We start from the raw sequence: 23256 nt of genomic DNA on the forward strand, positions 1-23256 counted from the left end.
GTCTATGAAAGCAGAACTACGCAAGAAAATTTTGCAAGAAATGAAGGCTCTATCTCAGGAGCAAAAACAGGCTATGGATCGAGCTTTAACCGAGCGTTTCTTGCAACATCCCTTTTACCAAGAAGCTAAGGTCATCGCAACCTATCTCTCCTTCCCTCATGAATTTCAAACGCAAGAACTGATTGAGCGGGCGCTGAAGGACGGCAAGAAGGTTTTGATACCCAAAACCTATCCCAAGGGGCGCATGGAGTTTGTGGTCTATCATCCGCAGCAGTTGGCAAAAACTTCCTTTGGTTTACTGGAACCGCAAGGAGACTTGGAAGTGGTGGATCCGTCTCAGATTGATTTAATCCATGTTCCGGGTTTGGCTTTTACAAGAGAGGGGTATCGGATCGGATATGGTGGAGGATATTATGACCGCTATCTGGAACATTTTGCTGGGCATACCATGAGTACAATCTATCCTTGTCAAGTTCAGGAGTTTAACTTTGAAAACCATGATATTCCCGTACAGGAGGTGCTAATCTATGAAGGAAATCTTTGATAAACGTTATCCTGTGACTAGTTTCTTCCTCCTAGTAACAGCTTTGGTATTTCTTTTGATGTTGGTTCTTACAGGTTTAAATTTTGAACGAGCAGATACCTTGCTTCAGTTTGGAGCCATGTATGGACCAATCATTCGTCTGTTCCCCGAGCAGATATGGCGCCTTTTTTCGGCTATATTTGTGCATATTGGATGGGAACATTTCATTGTCAATATGATTTCACTCTACTTTCTTGGACGACAGGTGGAGGAGATTTTCGGCTCTAAGCAGTTCTTCTTTATCTATCTCTTATCTGGAATGATGGGCAATCTCTTTGTTTTTGCTTTCACACCGAAAGTCCTAGCAGCAGGTGCCTCCACTTCTCTCTATGGATTATTTGCTGCGATTATCGTCTTGCGTTACGCAACTCGCAACCCCTATATCCAGCAGTTGGGGCAATCCTATCTGACACTTTTCGTGATCAATATCATTGGAAGTATTCTGATTCCAGGAATTAGCCTAGCAGGCCATATTGGTGGGGGAGTAGGCGGTGCCTTTCTAGCAGTTATTTTTCCAGTCAAATGGGAGAGAAGGATGTACAGTACTAGCCAGCGAATCGGGGCAACCGTACTTTTTATCGCACTAGCCGTTTTCCTTTGCTATAAGGGAATGACCTATGTGTAGGGGATTAGTTAAAAAGCTACTCATTTTTTGAGTAGCTTTTTTTGGAACCATTCGAAACAACACAGCTCTAAAACCAGCGCCAATTTGGAAGTATTTGTCAACGCGTTTTGGAACCATTCGAAACAACACAGCTCTAAAACTGTCTGGAAGTGGCAAATAAGCTTGTTCAGGTTTTGGAACCATTCGAAACAACACAGCTCTAAAACTATCCTGATAACTTATTTCTTTAATTTCCATGTTTTGGAACCATTCGAAACAACACAGCTCTAAAACCAATCATATCTCCCATTACTTCTGGATTTAGTTTTGGAACCATTCGAAACAACACAGCTCTAAAACTATAGATAATTCTATTAGCGGCGGACTCAAGTTTTGGAACCATTCGAAACAACACAGCTCTAAAACTCTTTAACAAACTGTTAGCTAATGAAGCGTGTTTTGGAACCATTCGAAACAACACAGCTCTAAAACGCGCTGGCGCTGGATGATGCTACACGCCTAGTTTTGGAACCATTCGAAACAACACAGCTCTAAAACAAACTTCTGAAGAAGTCAAAGCTTGGGACTGTTTTGGAACCATTCGAAACAACACAGCTCTAAAACACTCAGGATGAAATGAGTCAGCTTTTAAATGTTTTGGAACCATTCGAAACAACACAGCTCTAAAACAATTACTTCTTTATCTTTGTTTCCTCTAGTGTTTTGGAACCATTCGAAACAACACAGCTCTAAAACAAAAAATTCATTTGATTATAAATATCCCATGTTTTGGAACCATTCGAAACAACACAGCTCTAAAACGCAAGATTTAATGAAGTCTATAGATGATGAGTTTTGGAACCATTCGAAACAACACAGCTCTAAAACGCCAGTCATTGAAGGATTGTTTTACTCTGAGTTTTGGAACCATTCGAAACAACACAGCTCTAAAACTCAATCTTCTCAATGATCTTATCAAGTTTGGTTTTGGAACCATTCGAAACAACACAGCTCTAAAACCCAGAGATAGTCCAGTACAATAAAGTGGGTGTTTTGGAACCATTCGAAACAACACAGCTCTAAAACATGTCTACCACAATGAGACACAGATTCCTTGTTTTGGAACCATTCGAAACAACACAGCTCTAAAACATGTCTACCACAATGAGACACAGATTCCTTGTTTTGGAACCATTCGAAACAACACAGCTCTAAAACTGATACCAACTCCGAAATCATCTTTTATCTGTTTTGGAACCATTCGAAACAACACAGCTCTAAAACCCAATTGTTTTTCTTTCTTAATGTTTTCTAGTTTTGGAACCATTCGAAACAACACAGCTCTAAAACAGGATGAATGGGATATTTATAATCAAATGAGTTTTGGAACCATTCGAAACAACACAGCTCTAAAACTGATATTTGAAGGGAAAATTATTTGAAATAGTTTTGGACCATTCGAAACAACACAGCTCTAAAACTCAATCCAGCTCTTAATACCTGAAAGAACAGTTTTGGAACCATTCGAAACAACACAGCTCTAAAACTCTTTGTAGATAATTTTCTCAACTACCTGAGTTTTGGAACCATTCGAAACAACACAGCTCTAAAACTTCCAGAACTTGACAGTAAGCAAGATGTTTGTTTTGGAACCATTCGAAACAACACAGCTCTAAAACCTACGGTGACGGTGCGCTTCGCTACGTCGTGTTTTGGAACCATTCGAAACAACACAGCTCTAAAACTTGTCGCTCTCGTAGTTGTCGTTCCACGTAGTTTTGGAACCATTCGAAACAACACAGCTCTAAAACGCCAGACATCTATCAAAATTTCAGAGAAAGGTTTTGGAACCATTCGAAACAACACAGCTCTAAAACCTCGTAGAAAAATTTTTCTCACGAAATTTCGTAATCGCGCCATTCGTCCCAGCCAGACTTCAGCTCGTCAGGTTCCAATTGTTACCCTTATTATACCATATTTTCAGGGTTCAAGAAATAGTCTTGATCCAGCACATATTGAGGAAAATCATAGACTTTTCGAGGTTCGACAAATAAGACCCTTAGTTGATTGAGTTGGATATACTCTATCAGATTTACTAACTCATCCTTTGCTAGATAGGCGGTCGCATTGATGAAGACAAGGAGTTTCTTTTTGGAAAGATATTTAAAAACCTGGACAATTTCTAGCATCTTTTCGAAAGGTGTATCACTCAGAGTTTCAACTTTGACCCCTAGAGCATCGATCAACTCCAGAATGGTGATTTCGTCGTACTCTAGGTCTAATTCGTTTTCCAAGCACTCAAATGCCAGTAATTCTGTAATCGTAGAAACCAGCTTTTCAATCATGGATTTGACTTCGGGCTTGTCATTGAGCTGATTTTCAAGATCTGCATGTATCAACTTGAGCATGGCGGGTGAGTTGAGATTGTATCCTAAGACATCCGTTATCACTAGTAACTCGGCCTCTTTCATAGCTTTTAGATTTCTATCAAACAACTTTAACTCTCCATCATCAGTGTACTGGTAGAACTGCTTGACGATAGTCGAAAAGGTAAACTGGTCTTCCAGGACTAAAAAGGTTGCATTTTCAATAGCCAATGGTTCATCCAATAATGGGAAATTAATCTTCATCTCCAGGCTCCTCTCCTAGAAAAACTAAACGTGCGTCGGAGTTTGCTACGCTGGTATTTCGCTCGCCATTTAAGTAGATCATACGAGAAAACTGCTTTTCTGTAACGGTTAAGAGAGTAATGTTTCCTTTTTTAGGATTATGAGTCTTGAGTCGCTCAATCATGGCGTTATTAGCAGAGTTGTTGAGCAAGAGCTTGCTATAGATAGAGAATTGGTGCATGATAAATCCTTCATCTATGAGGAACTTGCGAAATTTCCGATAGGCCTTGCGTTCCTCTGCGGTATCAACGGGCATATCAAACATTAAAATCATACGCATATATCGATAACTCATATCCTAAACTCAGGAACTCCTTTCTCTGGTTGATTGAGAGCCTGGATGACTTTCTTAGTATAGTCACTGACGATATTGGACAGGTACATATCTTTGCCATTGTAGTGGAAGGTATCTGAGAAAATAGTGAAAAGTTCTTGTTTGATTTTGACAAAAGAACTGTTTCGATTTTCATAGACGATTCTGTCAATAATCGGACGGAAAGGCTCCATAATATCGCTAGCGAGGTTGAATTGATTAAACTGATTAGCATGTTTCAATCCAAACTGAGTCATACAACCAGACAAGACAATTTCACGCGCAAACATACTCAAAATTAAGGTGTAACCATAGTCCAAGGCAGCATTGACATCATTATCTTGTTCACGGCTAAAATCGTTTCCAAACAAAGTGTTAAAATAAATCCGAGCAGCATGACCCTCACGATTGCTAGGGTCAAATAAATCCAACCCATGATAGAGATCGATGACTGACTGGCTCTTTTCCAGAAAACCACAACTCCCTAGATAAAAAGCCTGATTGAGAATTTTTTGTGCAATGATGGTTGTCCAGATTTCCGCCTTTACATCTTCATTCCAAGCAATTTGCCGAGAGAGTTGCAAACTGGAATCGTGCCGACCGTAGTAGGGCATTAAGTATGCCGTTGGCAAGCGTTTGTCATCACAAAAGATGACTAGAATATTTTCATCCACCAAACGTTTAATCAGCATAGTGGAGAGAACGACATCCGTCGTCTCTAAAAGTAGGATGTCCACCTCGGACAGGTGAATCAACTCTGTCCGAGAGGCATCTTTAAAAATCAAGTGATTGTTCTTGTAGGAGAGCTTAGAGTGTGTATTGACAACAACGGTTCTCCATCCCATTAGTCTTCTCCTAGTTTGCTTAAGTCAATCCGAGTCTCGTAGAGACCAGTGATGGATTGGTGGATGAGGGTGGTATCTAAAAATTGTGAATTTGGCTTATATCTTACACTTGATTGACTAATTTCAACACCAAGGAATTTAAAGGCTCCAGGAGCTCCAAATGAGGTGAGTTTCAAGAGCGAGATAAATGATTCGCTTAACTGATAAATGTCGTTATCGGCTTGCTCAAATGCTTGGCGTAATAATGACTCAACATTTGGTTTTTGGATGTATTTTTTAGATAAAGAAATGATTATTGTTAGTAATTCTTTAAATTCATTTTGATGTGCTTCTACATACTGTTTATGAATTGGTTCACTAAATTTATTAATTCGCTGTGCGTGGTAAAGCAAAGCGGTGAAATGGTAAGGTAAGATCAATTCGTTACCTTTTTGCAACTCAATAGAGCTTGCTAATAATCTTCGTTGTCCACCATTGAACTCAAAGAGACTATACTTAGGTAGTTTTATAATAAGATTAGGATTGATATTTTTATATCCACATTCTTCAAGGTAGGCGATTGAATTTACTTCAAATTTCTTTTTATCTTGAATGGTTATTCCAACCATCTCTTTGATTCTCTTTAATTTTTTGGTCTTTCCTTTTTCAATATCTGCTATAACAAGAACTGAATAAGCGATTGTAGGTCTTGCATAGCCACCATATTTTTCAGGTGATAGACCAGATTTGATAGGGATTAGTTTACTTGCGTCAACTACTTTTTTCTTGGACACAATATTGTTATCAAACAGACCGCCATTTTGTCCAACGGTTTGTTCTTCTGTTTTCTTCACAATATTCACTTGAGGATAGGAAAGTACTTTTTTGATGGTTGCGAAATCTTTTTCCTTATTCCAAGCTATTTCTCCAGTGTCTTTGGAGTATTCGATATTCTCTCTTTTTACGATGGTTCCGTCTGCGTAATGTACTTCCTCTTTAAAGAAGTTCAACAAGTTTGAGTAGAAGAAATACTTTTCAGTTGCTTTTTCGATTTCTTTAGGGTCTTTGGATCTTGAGATGTATCTCTTAAGATCGTACTTTTGATAGTCACCATAGACGAATTCAGGTTCTAGTTTAGGATATTTCTTAAGGATAGCCTTAGCAACCACTGCATTTAAATAGGCATCATGCGCGTGGTGGTAGTCATTGATCTCCCGCACCTTGTATAACCTAAATTCTTTACGGAAGTTGGAAACCAGGTTGGATTTCAAAGTGATGATTTTGACATTACGGTTCTTCTTATCCTTCTCAGTCACTTCTTTATTGAAACGGGCATCCAAAATCTGTGCAACATGTTTTGTGATTTGACGTGTTTCAACTAACTGGCGTTTGATAAAGCCAACTTTATCAAGCTCATTTAGCCCGTCTCGCTCTCGCTCTGCTTTGGTTAGATTATTAAATTTACGTTCTGAAATCAATTTAGAATCCAATAATTGTTGCCAAAAGGCTTTTCTTTTTTGAACGACTTCTAGGCTAGGAACATTATCGGATTTCCCACGATTATCCTTTGAACTAGTTAAGACACGGTTATCAAGAGAATCATCCTTGATAAAGGCCTGTGGGATGATGTGGTCAATGTCATAGCTGCTCAGTTGGTTGATATCAAGAGCTTCTCCAGTGTACATATCCTTCCCATTTTGGAGATAGTAAAGGAAGAGGCGGTCGTTTTGAAGTTGATTATTATCTGTTGGATTTTCTTTTAATATATTTGAATCAAGCCCGGATGCTAATATTTTCAGTGAATCTTCAATGCGCTTATATCTCTGTTGGGAATTCTTTTTCCCTCTGGCAGTAGTCTGATTTTCTCTTGCCATTTCAATCACAATGGACTCGGGAGCATGGCCCATAACCTTAACAAGTTCATCAACAATCTTAATACTTTGCAAAATTCCCTTTTTAATGGCAGGGCTTCCTGGGAGTTCTTGGACAACTTGTTTCACATCATTTGTCTTCCCAATCACTTGTGCTTTTTGGATAATTTCTTTGAAAGAAAGCCCGTCATCATGGATTAACTGCATAAAGTTGCGATTGATTTCACCGTCATCAATCAAGTAGTCGAGAATCGTTTTGCCGCTTTTTTTATCACGGATACCGTTAATCAGCTTGGCAGAGAGTTTTCCCCAACCAGTATAGTGTCGACGAGTTAGTGCTTTGATTACTTTTTCATCAAAGAGAGAGTCATATTGAGCAAGGCGTTGCTTAATCATCTCACGGTCTTCAAAGATTGTGAGAGTATGGACGATATTTTCAAGAATTGCTTCATTTTTAGCATCATCCATAAACTCCTTATCCTTGATAATTTTGAGTAAATCATGATAAGTAGAAAGACTAGCGTTAAATTGTTTTTCAATTCCTTTTAGTTCGATTCCATCGTAGCCATCAACATTGTGTAGATAATGAATGATGTCTTTTTCAGTTACTTTTCTTTTATCCTCGGCCTTAAAAAGAGCATAAAAAATATCTTTCTTTTGCCCGCTATCAAGGAATTGATAGTCTCTCAATCCCTCTGCAATAAATTTTACTTTTGTTAATTCATTATAGACAGCAAATGTTTCATACAACAGGCTGTGCTTAGGCAAAACTTTTTCCTCTGGTAAATACAAGTCATAGTTAGTCATCTTATTGATGAAGTCTTCCGCAGAGCTTGCTTTATCAACAATTTCTTCAAAATTCCAAGGTCTTATTGCTTGGTCAGAATTTCGAGTAAGCCAAGCAAAATCACGATTGCCACTAGCCAATGGGCCAACGTAGTAAGGAATACGGAAAGTTAAGATTTTCTCTATCTTTTCTTTATTGTCCTTCAGAAATGGATAATATTCTCCTTGCTGACGGAGAATGGCATTCATTTCTTGAAGATGAATTTGATGAGGAATAGAACCATTATCAAAAGTGCGTTGTTTTCTCAAGAAATCTTCACGTTCGATTTTATCAAGGAAATAATCTGTTCCTTCGAATTTAGAGAGAAGATTTTTGATATATTTGTAAAATGCTTCTTGTGTGGTCTTGCCATCGATATATCCAGCATACCCATCTTTAGATTGGTCAGAAAAAACTTCATCATATTTTTCTGGAAGATTGTTTTTGATGAATTGTTTTAAAGCTGCCAAGTCTTCTTCATGTTCTTTGAATCGTATGACCATTTTTGTTGATAAAGGCGCATGTGGTGATTCGTCTGAAACGATACCTGCTAATAAGATACCATCACTTAGATTTTTCACTGCAGAAAAGAGCTCGATGAAATTTTCTCCGATTAGTACAAGGAGATTTCCAAGATCTTCTTCATAGCTCTCCGATGATATTTGTAATTTAGCATCGTTCTCTAAGCTAAAATTTGTTTTAAAATTAGGTGTCAATCCTAGAGCTAGTCCAATTAAATTACCAAATAAGGTATTCTTCTTTTCACTTGGGTAGTTCTTAAGAAGTTGTTCCTGTTTTTCGGACTTAGGGATTTTAGCAGTTAGAATTTCTGTGACATTCAGTTTGATTTTGGAAAAGGAGGTTTCTTGAACATTATCAAATTCTTCAACGAATTTTTCAAACAGTCCTTGTATGTCATTATTTTGAACTTTAAACTTGGGATCATCAATCAAAAAATGTCCGCGGTATTTAATCATGTGAGCAAGAGCTAGATAGATCAAACGCAAATCTGCTTTTTCATTTGCCTCCGCCAGTTGCTTTCTCAAATGATAGATAGTTGGAAATTGCTTATGGTATTCTTTTTCTTCTGCCAAGGTAGCAAAAATAGGGTATTTACTCCCTCTTTTATCCTCAGGAATTAAAAAGGAGTCATCCAATCGATGAAAGAAACCACTATCCAACTTGCTCATTTCCTCAGCGAAGATTTCTTGAAGATAACGAAGACGATTTTTTCGACGGGTATAGCGACGACGTGCAGTTCGTTTGAGGCGTCTATCCTCAGCGGTTGTCCCTTCATCAAATAATAAAGCTCCGATGAGGTTTTTCTTGATAAAGTGTTTATCAGTATTACCCAGAACTTTCATCTTTTTCGATGGCACCTTATAGTCATCTGTAATGACGGCCCATCCGACGCTGTTAGTTCCGATATCGAGTCCGATAGAGTAAGGTTTATTGCTCATTTAGTCTTCTCCTTTGAGTTATACTCTTTAAGTTCTAATTAGTAAAGGCTAATATATTAACTTTAGCTAAATTATATATCTTTTGACTATTAAAATCAAGAAATTGTAAAACGTTTTCAATATGTAAATTTTTAACCTTATAAAATGAAGTGTTATTCTATTTTATAACGATTTCTTCTTGCAATTTTTAAAAGAATAGTATACAATACGGTTGTTGGAATTATTCGAAACAACACAGCAAGTTAAAATAAGGCTTTGTCCGTACACAACTTGAAAAAGCGAGCACCGATTCGGTTGCTAATAAGTCATCTGCAAAGATGGCTTTTTTATTGCAAGCTTCAACAAAAAACAAAGCCCTTATTTAAGAGCTTTGTTTTTCTTCTATTCCCCCTCAGCTAACTCTTTTCCGAGTTGGATGAGGTAGTCTTTCAAGTCGTTTTTGACTTGTGGGTGTTTGAGAGCGTAGTCAATGGAGGTTTTCATAAAGCCAAACTTGTCTCCGACATCGTAACGAGCCCCTTTGAACTCACGAGCAAATACACGTTGTGTTTTATTGAGGGTATCGATTGCATCTGTCAGCTGAATTTCATTTCCTGCACCTGGAGCTTGGTTTTCGAGGATTTGGAAAATTTCAGGTGTGAGGAGGTAGCGTCCGATGATAGCAAGGTCGCTAGGAGCATCCTCTGGCGCAGGTTTTTCAACGAAGGTTTCAACGCTGTAAAGACCGTCTTTCCCTTCTCCTTGCGGAGCAATAACCCCATAAGCAGAGACTTCGTCGTGAGGGACTGGCATGACAGCGATAGTAGACGCGTGGGTACGCTCGTAGTCATCCATGAGTTGTTTGGTAAGCGGAACAGCCTTTTCGTCCGTGATATCCATTAAGTCATCGCCAAGCATAACGACAAAAGGTTCATTTCCAACGAAAGCTTTGGCTTGCAAGACAGCATCTCCGAGACCACGTGGATGTGTTTGACGGATAAAATGCAGGCGCATGCCAGTTGTCTCATCAACCAGCTTCAAAAGATCTGTTTTCCCTTTTTCTTTGAGGTTATATTCCAATTCAAAGTTTGAGTCGAAATGGTCCTCGATAGAACGTTTTGACTTACCCGTAACAACCAAGATATCTTCGATGCCAGATTTGAGGGCTTCTTCAACGATAAACTGGATAGTTGGCTTGTCTACGATTGGCAACATTTCCTTGGCCAAGGCCTTAGTTGCTGGGAGGAAACGAGTTCCCAATCCAGCGGCAGGGATGACTGCTTTTCTGACTTTTTGTTTCATGATGTTCCTTTCTATAAGGGTCTACGACCATTCGTTTTCTGCTTTAAATTCATTGCTCATGATGTCAGTGATTGCTTCTTTGATATTGACACCTTCGTAGATGACTCGGTAAATAGCCTGTGTGATTGGCATGTAGACACCCAATTCCTGAGCCAGTTCGTAAGCTGCTCGAGTTGTTGAGATGCCTTCGATGACCATACCCATGTTTGCTTCGATGTCTGCGAGGGATTCTCCACGACCGAGAGCATCACCGGCCCTCCAGTTACGAGAGTGGACAGATGTCCCCGTTACAATCAAATCTCCAACTCCAGAAAGACCGCTATAAGTCAGAGGATTAGCTCCCAGAGCGACCCCTAGACGGGTGATTTCAGCCAAGCCACGGGCAATGATAGCCGCCTTGGCATTGTCGCCAAATCCTAGTCCATGTAGTGCCCCAGCGCCAACTGCGATGATGTTTTTGAGAGCACCAGCGGTTTCAACCCCGATAACATCCGTATTGGTATAGAGGCGGAAGTAGTGATTGCTAAAGAGATTTTGGACGTACTGGGCCGTTTCAAGGTCTTTAGACGCTGCAGTGATCAAGGTAATATCCCGCACAATCGTTTCCTCAGCGTGGCTAGGTCCTGAAACAACGACGACTTCACTACGGAGATCGACTGGAATTTCCTCTTCAAGAATAGTTGATAGACGTTTGTGGCTATCTGGTTCCAATCCTTTGGAGGCATGCATGATGACAACCTTGTGATTGAGCACCTTTGCTACTTGTTGGGCAACCAGTCTTGTTACTTTTGTTGGGACTACAAATAAAACAGCATCCACATCCTTTAATGTTTCTTCCAAGTCATGATAGGCTTTGATTTTTTCGTCGAGTAGGATATTTTTGAAGTAGCGTTTGTTTGTATGTTGGTTATTGATTTCATCAATTTGGTCAGAAATATTTCCCCAAATTCGAACTTCGTGTCCATTGTCGTTTAGGACCTGCGAAAGGGCAGTTCCCCAAGAACCAGGACCCAAGACAGCGATGGTTTGTTTCTTCATCTTTTCCTCCTTGTAAGAGTTCTTCCTTTCATTTTACCATAAAAAGCCTTTTCATGCATCACCTGTAGATGAAAGCGCACTAATTTATAATAAGGAGACTTCTTTGACAAGATGCCTCTTTTTTGCTAGAATAGCATCAATATGAACGAATGAGAAGGAGCTGACGCAGGATGTCGCTCCCTTTATCTATTTTATTAGGAGGAAATATGCTGATTAAAAAAATAAAAACCTATAAATGGCAGGCCTTGGCATCCCTAGTGATGACAGGCTTGATGGTTGCGAGCTCGCTCTTGCAACCGCGCTATTTGCAAGAGGTGTTAGAGGCTTTGTTGGCCGGACAAAATGAGGCTATTTATAGTATTGGTGCATGGCTGATAGGAGTTGCCCTAGTAGGTCTCGTTGCAGGTGGGGTCAATGTAACACTTGCAGCCTACATTGCTCAAGGAGTGTCTTCGGACCTTCGTGAAGACGCTTTTCGCAAGATCCAGACTTTTTCTTATGCCAATATCGAGCAATTCAATGCGGGTAACCTTGTTGTCCGTATGACCAATGATATCAACCAAATTCAGAACGTGGTGATGATGGCTTTTCAAATCCTCTTCCGTCTCCCTCTTCTTTTTATCGGTTCCTTTATCTTGGCGGTTCACACTCTTCCGTCACTTTGGTGGGTGATTGTCTTCATGGTGCTCCTAATCTTTGCACTAACAGCCATCATGATGGGGATGATGGGGCCACGATTTGCTAAGTTTCAAACCCTTCTTGAACGGATTAATGCTATCGCCAAGGAAAATCTACGTGGTGTGCGCGTGGTCAAATCCTTTGTACAGGAAAAAGCACAATTTGACAAATTTACCGAGGTTTCTGATGAACTTCTCGGCCAAAATCTTTATATCGGTTATGCCTTCTCAGTTATAGAACCCGTTATGATGCTAGTCGGCTATGGAGCGGTCTTCCTCTCTATCTGGTTGGTGGCTGGAATGGCTCAGTCAGATCCGTCTGTAGTGGGCTCGATTGCTTCCTTTATCAACTATCTCAGCCAGATTATCTTTACCATCATCATGGTTGGATTTTTAGGAAATTCTGTCAGTCGTGCCATGATTTCCTTGCGTCGTATCCGCGAAATTCTAGATACCGAGCCAGCGATGACCTTTAAAGATCTCCCAGACGAAGAGTTAGAAGGAAGTCTCTCTTTTGAAAATGTGACCTTCACCTATCCTAATGACGATGAGCCTATGCTGAAGAATGTAACCTTTGATGTTGCGCCTGGTCAGATGGTGGGTGTGGTTGGAGCGACTGGAGCAGGGAAGTCTACCTTGGCTCAGTTAATTCCACGACTGTTTGATCCACAGGAGGGCTCTATCAAGATTGGTGGAAAGGATATTCGAGACGTCAGCGAGGGAACCTTGCGTAAAACAGTTTCCATCGTCTTGCAACGTGCTATTCTCTTTAGCGGGACCATTGCAGATAATCTTCGTCAAGGAAAAGGCAACGCCAGCGTGTCAGAAATGGAACGTGCAGCACGGATTGCCCAAGCCAGTGAATTTATCGGACGCATGGAAAACAAATTTGAGAGTCAGGTTGAAGAACGTGGCAGCAACTTTTCTGGTGGACAAAAGCAACGGATGTCCATTGCCCGTGGGATTGTCAGCAATCCCCGTATCTTGATTTTTGACGATTCAACTTCAGCCCTAGATGCTAAGTCAGAAAGACTCGTACAGGAAGCTTTGAACAAAGATCTGAAAGGGACAACAACCATTATCATCGCTCAAAAGATCAGTTCAGTCGTCCATGCAGACAAGATTTTGGTCTTGGATCAAGGACGCTTGATTGGAGAAGGAAGGCATGCAGACTTGGTAGCTAGCAATGCTGTCTACCGCGAAATCTACGAAACACAAAAGGGAAAGGAGGAATAAAATGAAAACCGTTCGATTTTTCTGGAATTATTTTAAAGTTTACAAGTTCTCCTTTGTCATTGTGATTCTGATGGTTGCAGTTGCGACGATTGCCCAAGCCCTCTTTCCAGTTTTTTCAGGTCAAGCAGTAACAGAGCTAGCTAACCTAGTTCTAGCTTATCAAAATGGGACTTCCGAACTAGCCTGGCAGAGTTTATCGGCTCTGATGCTGAATCTAGCTCTGGTTGTCCTCGCCTTAGTAGTATCCAGTTTGATTTACATGACCTTTATGACCCGTGTGATTGCTGAGTCAACAAATGAGATGCGTAAGGGACTCTTTGGCAAACTTTCTCGTTTGACGGTTTCTTTCTTTGACCGCCATCAGGATGGTGACATCCTCTCTCGCTTCACGAGTGACTTGGATAACATCCTTCAAGCTTTCAATGAAAGCCTAGTTCAGGTTATGAGCAATATTGCACTTTACATCGGTTTGATTTTTGTCATGTTTTCAAAAAATGTGACCCTAGCCCTGATAACAGTAGCCAGCACCCCAGTGGCCTTTCTCATGCTGGTCTTCATCGTGAAGATGGCCCGCAAGTACACCAATCTCCAACAAAAAGAGGTAGGGAAACTCAACGCCTACATGGACGAGAGTATTTCTGGACAGAAAGCTGTTATCGTACAAGGAATTCAAGATGACATCGTAGCAGGCTTTGTGGAGCAAAATGAGCGCGTGCGTAAGGCAACCTTTAAAGGGAGAATGTTCTCAGGCATCCTCTTTCCAGTTATGAATGGGATGAGCTTGGTCAATACGGCCATCGTCATTTTTGCAGGTTCGGCTGTCTTGCTGAACGATCCAAGTATCGAAACAACGACAGCCCTAGGTTTGATTGTCATGTTTACCCAATTTTCTCAGCAGTATTATCAGCCGATTATCCAGGTGGCTGCGAGTTGGGGGAGCCTCCAGTTGGCCTTTACTGGGGCGGATCGTATCCAAGAAATGTTCGATGCAGAAGAAGAGATTCGTCCGCAAAATGCGCCTGCCTTTACGGAATTGCGAGAAGGCGTTGAAATCAGTCACATTGATTTCTCTTATGTGCCAGACAAGCCGATTTTAAAAGATGTCAGCATTTCAGCTCCTAAGGGGCAGATGATAGCAGTTGTCGGTCCGACTGGTTCGGGAAAAACAACTATCATGAACCTCATCAATCGTTTCTACGATGTGGATGCAGGTAGCATTTTCTTTGATGGAAAAGACATCCGTGACTACGACTTGGACAGCCTGCGGAGTAAGGTCGGTATTGTCTTGCAGGATTCGGTCTTGTTTAGTGGAACGATTCGTGACAATATCCGCTTCGGTGTGCCAGATGCTAGTCAGAAAATGGTCGAAGCAGCTGCCAAGGCAACTCATATTCATGACTACATCGAAAGCTTGCCTGACAAGTATGATACCCTTATTGATGATGAGCAAAATATCTTCTCGACTGGGCAGAAACAATTGATTTCCATCGCTCGGACCTTGATGACAGATCCCCAAGTCCTAATCCTAGATGAAGCGACTTCCAATGTGGATACCGTAACAGAAAGCAAAATCCAGCATGCTATGGAGGCAGTTGTAGCAGGACGAACCAGTTTTGTTATTGCCCATCGTCTCAAGACCATCCTCAATGCCGATCAGATTATTGTCCTCAAAGATGGAGAGGTCATTGAACGTGGAAATCATCACGAGTTGCTCAAACTTGGCGGTTTCTACTCAGAACTGTATCACAATCAATTTGTCTTCGAATAAAAAAGAAGTTGTCCTTATTGGGCAGCTTTTTCTTGTCCATAAAAAATACTTATCACGGTCTTTAAAAAAACATATTAGACAGGAAAGGGTTGGAGTGATAAGATAAGACTGTCGCAAGAAAGTCGAAAGGAGATACATCATGGCTAGAACGGTTGTAGGAGTTGCTGCAAATCTATGTCCTGTAGATGCAGAAGGGAAAAACATCCACTCATCTGTATCCTGTAAATTTGCAGAGAGCATTCGTCAAGTCGGTGGTCTTCCTTTAGTAATTCCTGTAGGGGATGAGTCCATTGTTCGCGATTATGTAGAAATGATTGACAAACTCATCTTGACAGGTGGGCAAAATGTCCATCCTCAGTTTTATGGAGAGAAAAAGACTATTGAGAGCGATGATTACAACCTTGTACGCGATGAGTTTGAACTAGCTCTCTTGAAAGAAGCGCTCCGTCAGAATAAACCAATTATGGCAATCTGTCGTGGGGTTCAGCTTGTCAATGTTGCTTTTGGTGGCACTCTCCACCAAAAAATTGAAGGTCACTGGCAAGGCTTGCCTTTTGGAACATCTCATTCTATTGAGACAGTAGAAGGAAGCGTGGTGGCTAAGTTATTTGGCAAAGAAAGTCAGGTTAATTCAGTGCATCGTCAGAGCATTAAAGATCTAGCACCCAATTTCCGTGTGACAGCGGTGGATCCTCGAGATCAGACAGTCGAAGCAATTGAGTCTATCGATGAGCATCGTATTATCGGTTTACAGTGGCACCCAGAGTTTCTGGTCAATGAAGAAGATGGCAATTTAGAACTATTTGAGTATTTATTAAATGAATTGTAACGGTTAGAGTCTCTAGCCGTTTTTATTCGTTCTTTCAGATTTTTTATATTTTAGCAAATTTACGCAAACGTTTGAATTCTGATAAAAATTGGGCAAATTCAATAAAAAAGCTTGAAAAAATCGAAGGTAAGCGTTATGATAGAAAAGAAGAAATTTTGGAGGATTATCATGTCACATATTAAATTTGATTATTCAAAAGTTTTAGACAAATTTGTTGCCCCACATGAAGTGGAATACATGCAAGCACAAGTAACAGCTGCAGACGAATTGATTCGTAAAGGAACTGGTGCTGGTAGCGACTTTTTGGGTTGGTTGGACCTTCCTGAAAACTACGACCGCGAAGAATTCGACCGCATCTTGAAAGCTGCTGAGCAAATCAAATCAGATAGCGATGTTTTGGTTGTAATCGGTATCGGTGGATCTTACCTTGGTGCCAAAGCAGCCATCGACTTCTTGAACCACCACTTTGCTAACTTGCAAACAAAAGAAGAACGCAAAGCTCCACAAATCCTTTACGCAGGAAACTCAATCTCATCTACTTACCTTGCTGACTTGGTAGAGTACGTAGCTGACAAAGACTTCTCAGTAAACGTGATTTCTAAATCAGGTACAACAACAGAACCAGCTATTGCTTTCCGTGTCTTCAAAGAACTCTTGGTTAAGAAATACGGTCAAGAAGAAGCTAACAAACGTATCTATGCCACAACTGACCGCCAAAAAGGTGCTGTTAAGGTTGAAGCAGATGCCAACGGTTGGGAAACATTTGTGGTTCCAGACGACATCGGTGGACGCTTCTCAGTATTGACAGCAGTTGGATTGCTTCCAATCGCAGCATCAGGTGCAGACATCAAAGCCCTTATGGAAGGTGCGAACGCAGCTCGTAAAGACTACACTTCAGACAAACTTTCAGAAAATGAAGCTTACCAATACGCAGCAGTTCGTAACATCCTTTACCGTAAAGGCTACGCTACTGAAATCTTGGTAAACTACGAACCATCACTTCAATACTTCTCAGAATGGTGGAAACAATTGGCTGGTGAGTCAGAAGGGAAAGACCAAAAAGGTATTTACCCAACTTCAGCTAACTTCTCAACTGACTTGCACTCATTGGGTCAATTTATCCAAGAAGGAACTCGCATCATGTTTGAAACAGTTGTCCGTGTTGACAAACCACGCAAGAACGTGATTATTCCTAGCTTGGAAGAAGACCTTGACGGACTTGGTTACCTTCAAGGAAAAGACGTTGACTTTGTAAACAAAAAAGCGACTGATGGTGTTCTTCTTGCCCATACTGACGGTGATGTGCCAAACATGTACGTAACTCTTCCTGAGCAAGACGCTTTCACTCTTGGTTACACTATCTACTTCTTCGAATTGGCAATTGCCCTTTCAGGTTACTTGAATGCCATCAACCCATTTGACCAACCAGGTGTTGAAGCATACAAACGCAACATGTTTGCCCTTCTTGGAAAACCAGGATTTGAAGAATTGAGCAAAGAGCTTAACGCACGTCTATAATAGAAGAAAAGAGTGGCTTGCCCACTCTTTTTACTCTCTTTATTCGTAGACATTGGACTCAGGCGAGACTTGTGATATAATATAGAAAGCAAAAAGGCAGACGCCTAGAGACTTTATAGGAGAAACTATGTCAAAAGATATCCGCGTACGCTACGCACCAAGTCCAACAGGACTACTACACATCGGAAATGCCCGTACAGCATTGTTTAACTACCTTTACGCACGCCATCATGGTGGAACTTTTATCATTCGTATCGAAGATACTGACCGTAAACGCCATGTCGAAGATGGGGAACGTTCACAGCTTGAAAATCTTCGCTGGTTGGGGATTGACTGGGATGAAAGTCCAGAAACTCATGAAAACTACCGCCAATCAGAGCGTTTGGAACTCTATCAAAAATACATCGACCAATTGCTAGCCGAAGGAAAAGCCTACAAATCTTACGTTACAGAAGAAGAGTTGGCAGCTGAACGCGAACGCCAAGAAGCAGCTGGCGAAACACCACGTTACATCAATGAATATCTTGGCATGAGCGAAGAAGAAAAAGCAGCTTACATCGCAGAACGTGAAGCAGCTGGTATCATCCCAACTGTTCGTTTGGCTGTCAATGAGTCTGGTATCTACAAATGGCACGATATGGTCAAAGGTGATATCGAGTTTGAAGGTGGCAATATCGGCGGTGACTGGGTGATTCAAAAGAAAGATGGTTACCCAACTTACAACTTTGCCGTTGTGATCGATGATCACGATATGCAGATTTCTCATGTTATCCGTGGAGATGACCACATTGCCAACACACCAAAACAACTCATGGTCTATGAGGCTCTTGGTTGGGAAGCTCCAGAGTTCGGTCACATGACTTTGATCATCAACTCTGAAACGGGTAAAAAATTGTCTAAACGCGATACCAATACCCTTCAATTTATCGAAGATTACCGTAAGAAAGGCTATTTGCCAGAAGCAGTCTTTAACTTTATCGCCCTTCTTGGTTGGAACCCAGGTGGTGAAGATGAAATTTTCTCACGTGAGGAATTGATTAAACTCTTTGACGAAAACCGCCTCAGCAAGTCTCCAGCAGCCTTCGACCAGAAGAAACTAGACTGGATGAGCAACGACTACATCAAGAGAGCTGATCTAGCTACTATCTTTGAAATGGCCAAACCATACTTAGAAGAAGCAGGACGTTTAACTGACAAGTCTGAAAAAATGGTAGAACTCTACAAGCCACAAATGAAGTCGGTAGACGAAATCGTTCCACTGACAGACCTTTTCTTCTCAGATTTCCCAGAGTTGACAGACGCTGAGCGCGAGGTCATGGCAGGAGAAACCGTTCCGGTTGTTCTAGAAGCCTTCAAAGCAAAATTAGAAGCAATGACAGACGAGGAATTTGTGACAGAAAACATCTTCCCACAAATCAAAGCAGTTCAAAAAGAAACGGGTATTAAAGGGAAAAACCTCTTCATGCCGATTCGTATTGCCGTTTCAGGTGAAATGCATGGACCAGAACTTCCAGATACGATTTACCTATTAGGTCGTGAGAAATCTATCCAGCATATCGATAATATGCTCAAAGAGATTTCTAAATAAAAGGACTTCCGATGGATACATGGGGAAAGATGTATAAAGAAGCACGAGCCTTATTCAATCCTCATGAAGTTTCTGACTTTGTTTATGCTAACCATGTTGTTGCTGCAGTAGAAGCAGAAGATGGTCAGATCTTCACAGGATTTTGTATGGAGGGCATTTGTGGCGTTTTTCATCTCTGTGCAGAACGAGCAGCTCTCTTCAATATGTATCAATTTTCAGGACAGACCAAAGTTAAGAAAATCCTCGCCTTTCGAGATAAACCTCCCTATGGTGAAGGATCAGGTATGCCCTGTGGCGCTTGCAGAGAATTTCTCTTAGAATTGAATGCTGAAAACAAAGAAGCAGAGTTCATGATGAACTACGAAACAAGAAAAACAATCAAAGTTGCCGAGTTGATTCCTTACTGGTGGGGAGAGGAACGTGCGACTAATTGGCAAGATAAATAGAAGGAGTCAGTTTAACTGGCTCTTTTCCCTAATCTTTTCAGAATTTCGGTAAAGAGGAAAAAAGTTCTTGACAAAGGTAAAAAAGTAGGTATAATAGAAAGAGTTGAAAAGCTCAAGGTCCGTTGGTCAAGGGGTTAAGACACCGCCTTTTCACGGCGGTAACACGGGTTCGAATCCCGTACGGACTATGGGTATATTGTGGTAAAAAAACTTGGAAAAAAGTTTAAAAAATCTGTTGACAGAGACAGATGGCTGTGATATACTAATATAGTTGTCGCTTGAGAGAGAATGAGTGACAAAGACCTTTGAAAACTGAACAAGACGAACCAATGTGCAGGGCACTATAACTGAGGTTATAGTACTGAACAATGAAAAAAACAATAAATCTGTCAGTGACAGAAATGAGTGAGAACTCAAACTTTTAATGAGAGTTTGATCCTGGCTCAGGACGAACGCTGGCGGCGTGCCTAATACATGCAAGTAGAACGCTGAAGGAGGAGCTTGCTTCTCTGGATGAGTTGCGAACGGGTGAGTAACGCGTAGGTAACCTGCCTGGTAGCGGGGGATAACTATTGGAAACGATAGCTAATACCGCATAAGAGTAGATGTTGCATGACATATACTTAAAAGGTGCAATTGCATCACTACCAGATGGACCTGCGTTGTATTAGCTAGTTGGTGAGGTAACGGCTCACCAAGGCAACGATACATAGCCGACCTGAGAGGGTGATCGGCCACACTGGGACTGAGACACGGCCCAGACTCCTACGGGAGGCAGCAGTAGGGAATCTTCGGCAATGGACGGAAGTCTGACCGAGCAACGCCGCGTGAGTGAAGAAGGTTTTCGGATCGTAAAGCTCTGTTGTAAGAGAAGAACGAGTGTGAGAGTGGAAAGTTCACACTGTGACGGTATCTTACCAGAAAGGGACGGCTAACTACGTGCCAGCAGCCGCGGTAATACGTAGGTCCCGAGCGTTGTCCGGATTTATTGGGCGTAAAGCGAGCGCAGGCGGTTAGATAAGTCTGAAGTTAAAGGCTGTGGCTTAACCATAGTACGCTTTGGAAACTGTTTAACTTGAGTGCAAGAGGGGAGAGTGGAATTCCATGTGTAGCGGTGAAATGCGTAGATATATGGAGGAACACCGGTGGCGAAAGCGGCTCTCTGGCTTGTAACTGACGCTGAGGCTCGAAAGCGTGGGGAGCAAACAGGATTAGATACCCTGGTAGTCCACGCCGTAAACGATGAGTGCTAGGTGTTAGACCCTTTCCGGGGTTTAGTGCCGCAGCTAACGCATTAAGCACTCCGCCTGGGGAGTACGACCGCAAGGTTGAAACTCAAAGGAATTGACGGGGGCCCGCACAAGCGGTGGAGCATGTGGTTTAATTCGAAGCAACGCGAAGAACCTTACCAGGTCTTGACATCCCTCTGACCGCTCTAGAGATAGAGTTTTCCTTCGGGACAGAGGTGACAGGTGGTGCATGGTTGTCGTCAGCTCGTGTCGTGAGATGTTGGGTTAAGTCCCGCAACGAGCGCAACCCCTATTGTTAGTTGCCATCATTCAGTTGGGCACTCTAGCGAGACTGCCGGTAATAAACCGGAGGAAGGTGGGGATGACGTCAAATCATCATGCCCCTTATGACCTGGGCTACACACGTGCTACAATGGCTGGTACAACGAGTCGCAAGCCGGTGACGGCAAGCTAATCTCTTAAAGCCAGTCTCAGTTCGGATTGTAGGCTGCAACTCGCCTACATGAAGTCGGAATCGCTAGTAATCGCGGATCAGCACGCCGCGGTGAATACGTTCCCGGGCCTTGTACACACCGCCCGTCACACCACGAGAGTTTGTAACACCCGAAGTCGGTGAGGTAACCTTTTAGGAGCCAGCCGCCTAAGGTGGGATAGATGATTGGGGTGAAGTCGTAACAAGGTAGCCGTATCGGAAGGTGCGGCTGGATCACCTCCTTTCTAAGGATAAGGAACTGCACATTGGTCTTGTTTAGTCTTGAGAGGTCTTGTGGGGCCTTAGCTCAGCTGGGAGAGCGCCTGCTTTGCACGCAGGAGGTCAGCGGTTCGATCCCGCTAGGCTCCATTGGTGAGAGATCACCAAGTAATGCACATTGAAAATTGAATATCTATATCAAATAGTAACAAGAAAATAAACCGAAACGCTGTAGTATTAAAAGAGTTTATGACTGAAAGGTCAAAAAATAAGGTTAAGTTAATAAGGGCGCACGGTGGATGCCTTGGCACTAGGAGCCGAAGAAGGACGTGACAAACGACGATATGCCTTGGGTAGCTGTAAGTAAGCGATGATCCAGGGATTTCCGAATGGGGGAACCCAACAGGTACTACCTGTTACCCGCATCTGTTAAGGATGTGAGGAGGAAGACGCAGTGAACTGAAACATCTAAGTAGCTGCAGGAAGAGAAAGCAAAAGCGATTGCCTTAGTAGCGGCGAGCGAAACGGCAGGAGGGCAAACCGAAGAGTTTACTCTTCGGGGTTGTAGGACTGCAATGTGGACTCAAAGATTATAGAAGAATGATTTGGGAAGATCAGCCAAAGAGAGTAATAGCCTCGTATTTAAAATAGTCTTTGTACCTAGCAGTATCCTGAGTACGGCGGGACACGTGAAATCCCGTCGGAATCTGGGAGGACCATCTCCCAACCCTAAATACTCCCTAGTGACCGATAGTGAACCAGTACCGTGAGGGAAAGGTGAAAAGCACCCCGGGAGGGGAGTGAAATAGAACCTGAAACCGTGTGCCTACAACAAGTTCGAGCCCGTTAATGGGTGAGAGCGTGCCTTTTGTAGAATGAACCGGCGAGTTACGATATGATGCGAGGTTAAGTTGAAGAGACGGAGCCGCAGGGAAACCGAGTCTGAATAGGGCGCTTTAGTATCATGTCGTAGACCCGAAACCATGTGACCTACCCATGAGCAGGTTGAAGGTGCGGTAAGACGCACTGGAGGACCGAACCAGGGCACGTTGAAAAGTGCTTGGATGACTTGTGGGTAGCGGAGAAATTCCAAACGAACTTGGAGATAGCTGGTTCTCTCCGAAATAGCTTTAGGGCTAGCGTCGACATAAAGATTCTTGGAGGTAGAGCACTGTTTGGGTGAGGGGTCCATCCCGGATTACCAATCTCAGATAAACTCCGAATGCCAATGAATTATGGTCGGCAGTCAGACTGCGAGTGCTAAGATCCGTAGTCGAAAGGGAAACAGCCCAGACCACCAGCTAAGGTCCCAAAATAATTGTTAAGTGGAAAAGGATGTGGGGTTGCACAGACAACTAGGATGTTAGCTTAGAAGCAGCTATTCATTCAAAGAGTGCGTAATAGCTCACTAGTCGAGTGACCCTGCGCCGAAAATGTACCGGGGCTAAAACAATTTACCGAAGCTGTGGATACCTTTATAGGTATGGTAGGAGAGCGTTCTATGTGTGAAGAAGGTATACCGTGAGGAGTGCTGGAACGCATAGAAGTGAGAATGCCGGTATGAGTAGCGAAAGACAGGTGAGAATCCTGTCCACCGTAAGACTAAGGTTTCCAGGGGAAGGCTCGTCCGCCCTGGGTTAGTCGGGACCTAAGGAGAGACCGAAAGGTGTATCCGATGGACAACAGGTTGATATTCCTGTACTAGAGTATGTAGTGATGGAGGGACGCAGTAGGCTAACTAAAGCAGACGAATGGAAGTGTCTGTCTAAGCAGTGAGGTGTGAT

General features: G+C 42.2%; 14 protein-coding genes, 2 tRNA genes, 2 rRNA genes and 1 CRISPR repeat array (1 of these 19 cut by a window edge). Of the genes, 12 read left to right on the plus strand and 6 right to left on the minus strand.

Annotation, left to right across the window (positions count from 1 at the left end):
• Positions 1-4 precede the first annotated feature (4 nt).
• Both MP387_RS00610 and MP387_RS00615 read left to right on the plus strand, forming a co-directional pair.
• A complete protein-coding gene (locus tag MP387_RS00610) occupies positions 5-544 on the plus strand; it encodes a 5-formyltetrahydrofolate cyclo-ligase (RefSeq protein WP_242746863.1) in 540 nt (179 codons plus the stop codon).
• Positions 528-1208 carry a rhomboid family intramembrane serine protease gene (locus MP387_RS00615; RefSeq protein ID WP_242746866.1) on the plus strand — a complete coding sequence of 227 codons (681 nt, stop codon included), beginning with the start codon at positions 528-530 and terminating at the stop codon, positions 1206-1208. The genes MP387_RS00610 and MP387_RS00615 overlap by 17 nt, the downstream gene beginning before the upstream one ends.
• A 38-nt stretch (positions 1209-1246) precedes the next feature.
• A CRISPR array of direct repeats spans positions 1247-3064; the repeat unit is 36 nt; unit sequence GTTTTGGAACCATTCGAAACAACACAGCTCTAAAAC.
• Positions 3065-3154: 90 nt separating this feature from the next.
• On the opposite strand, the gene csn2 is transcribed toward MP387_RS00615, so the two are convergent.
• From csn2 to MP387_RS00645, 6 genes are all read right to left on the minus strand, one after another.
• Positions 3155-3817 carry a type II-A CRISPR-associated protein Csn2 gene (csn2, locus tag MP387_RS00620; protein WP_242746869.1) on the minus strand — a complete coding sequence of 221 codons (663 nt, stop codon included), beginning with the start codon at positions 3815-3817 and terminating at the stop codon, positions 3155-3157.
• Positions 3807-4151: a CRISPR-associated endonuclease Cas2 gene (gene cas2 / locus MP387_RS00625; RefSeq protein ID WP_111675748.1), complete on the minus strand. Its 345-nt coding sequence runs from the start codon at positions 4149-4151 to the stop codon at positions 3807-3809. The genes csn2 and cas2 overlap by 11 nt, the downstream gene beginning before the upstream one ends.
• Complete coding sequence (gene cas1 / locus MP387_RS00630) at positions 4148-5014, minus strand: type II CRISPR-associated endonuclease Cas1 (protein WP_242746884.1); 867 nt, start codon at positions 5012-5014, stop codon at positions 4148-4150. Before cas1 ends, cas2 begins: the two co-directional genes overlap by 4 nt.
• A complete protein-coding gene (gene cas9 / locus MP387_RS00635; protein ID WP_242746887.1) occupies positions 5014-9150 on the minus strand; it encodes a type II CRISPR RNA-guided endonuclease Cas9 in 4137 nt (1378 codons plus the stop codon). Before cas9 ends, cas1 begins: the two co-directional genes overlap by 1 nt.
• Positions 9151-9531: 381 nt before the next feature.
• Positions 9532-10431: a UTP--glucose-1-phosphate uridylyltransferase GalU gene (gene galU, locus MP387_RS00640; RefSeq protein ID WP_049549712.1), complete on the minus strand. Its 900-nt coding sequence runs from the start codon at positions 10429-10431 to the stop codon at positions 9532-9534.
• Between the two features lie 21 nt (positions 10432-10452).
• Positions 10453-11469 carry an NAD(P)H-dependent glycerol-3-phosphate dehydrogenase gene (locus tag MP387_RS00645; protein WP_242746889.1) on the minus strand — a complete coding sequence of 339 codons (1017 nt, stop codon included), beginning with the start codon at positions 11467-11469 and terminating at the stop codon, positions 10453-10455.
• Positions 11470-11675: 206 nt separating this feature from the next.
• On the opposite strand from MP387_RS00645, the gene MP387_RS00650 reads away from it, so the two are divergent.
• The 10 genes from MP387_RS00650 to MP387_RS00695 form a co-directional block, all read left to right on the plus strand.
• A complete protein-coding gene (locus tag MP387_RS00650) occupies positions 11676-13382 on the plus strand; it encodes an ABC transporter ATP-binding protein (RefSeq protein WP_242746892.1) in 1707 nt (568 codons plus the stop codon).
• A 1-nt stretch (position 13383) separates the two neighbouring features.
• Positions 13384-15150, plus strand: coding sequence for an ABC transporter ATP-binding protein (locus MP387_RS00655; protein WP_242746895.1), 1767 nt, complete (start codon positions 13384-13386; stop codon positions 15148-15150).
• A 139-nt stretch (positions 15151-15289) separates the two neighbouring features.
• A complete protein-coding gene (locus MP387_RS00660) occupies positions 15290-15979 on the plus strand; it encodes a gamma-glutamyl-gamma-aminobutyrate hydrolase family protein (RefSeq protein WP_242746898.1) in 690 nt (229 codons plus the stop codon).
• Positions 15980-16147: 168 nt separating this feature from the next.
• Positions 16148-17497 carry a glucose-6-phosphate isomerase gene (locus tag MP387_RS00665; protein WP_071852036.1) on the plus strand — a complete coding sequence of 450 codons (1350 nt, stop codon included), beginning with the start codon at positions 16148-16150 and terminating at the stop codon, positions 17495-17497.
• Positions 17498-17624: 127 nt separating this feature from the next.
• A complete protein-coding gene (gene gltX, locus MP387_RS00670; protein WP_242746900.1) occupies positions 17625-19085 on the plus strand; it encodes a glutamate--tRNA ligase in 1461 nt (486 codons plus the stop codon).
• A gap of 11 nt (positions 19086-19096) precedes the next feature.
• Entirely contained in the window at positions 19097-19531 is a 435-nt protein-coding gene (locus MP387_RS00675; RefSeq protein WP_242746903.1) for a cytidine deaminase family protein, read from the plus strand.
• Positions 19532-19647: 116 nt separating this feature from the next.
• A tRNA-Glu gene (locus MP387_RS00680) sits at positions 19648-19719 on the plus strand.
• A gap of 232 nt (positions 19720-19951) precedes the next feature.
• A 16S ribosomal RNA gene (locus MP387_RS00685) occupies positions 19952-21498 on the plus strand.
• Positions 21499-21549: 51 nt separating this feature from the next.
• Positions 21550-21622: transfer RNA gene (locus MP387_RS00690), tRNA-Ala, on the plus strand.
• 122 nt (positions 21623-21744) lie between these two features.
• Positions 21745-23256: ribosomal RNA gene (locus MP387_RS00695) — 23S ribosomal RNA — on the plus strand; it runs 1389 nt beyond the window's last position.
• The 16S and 23S rRNA genes sit together here with 2 tRNA genes alongside, the layout of an rRNA operon.

Source organism: Streptococcus oralis (assembly GCF_022749195.1).
GTDB lineage: Bacteria > Bacillota > Bacilli > Lactobacillales > Streptococcaceae > Streptococcus > Streptococcus oralis_CI.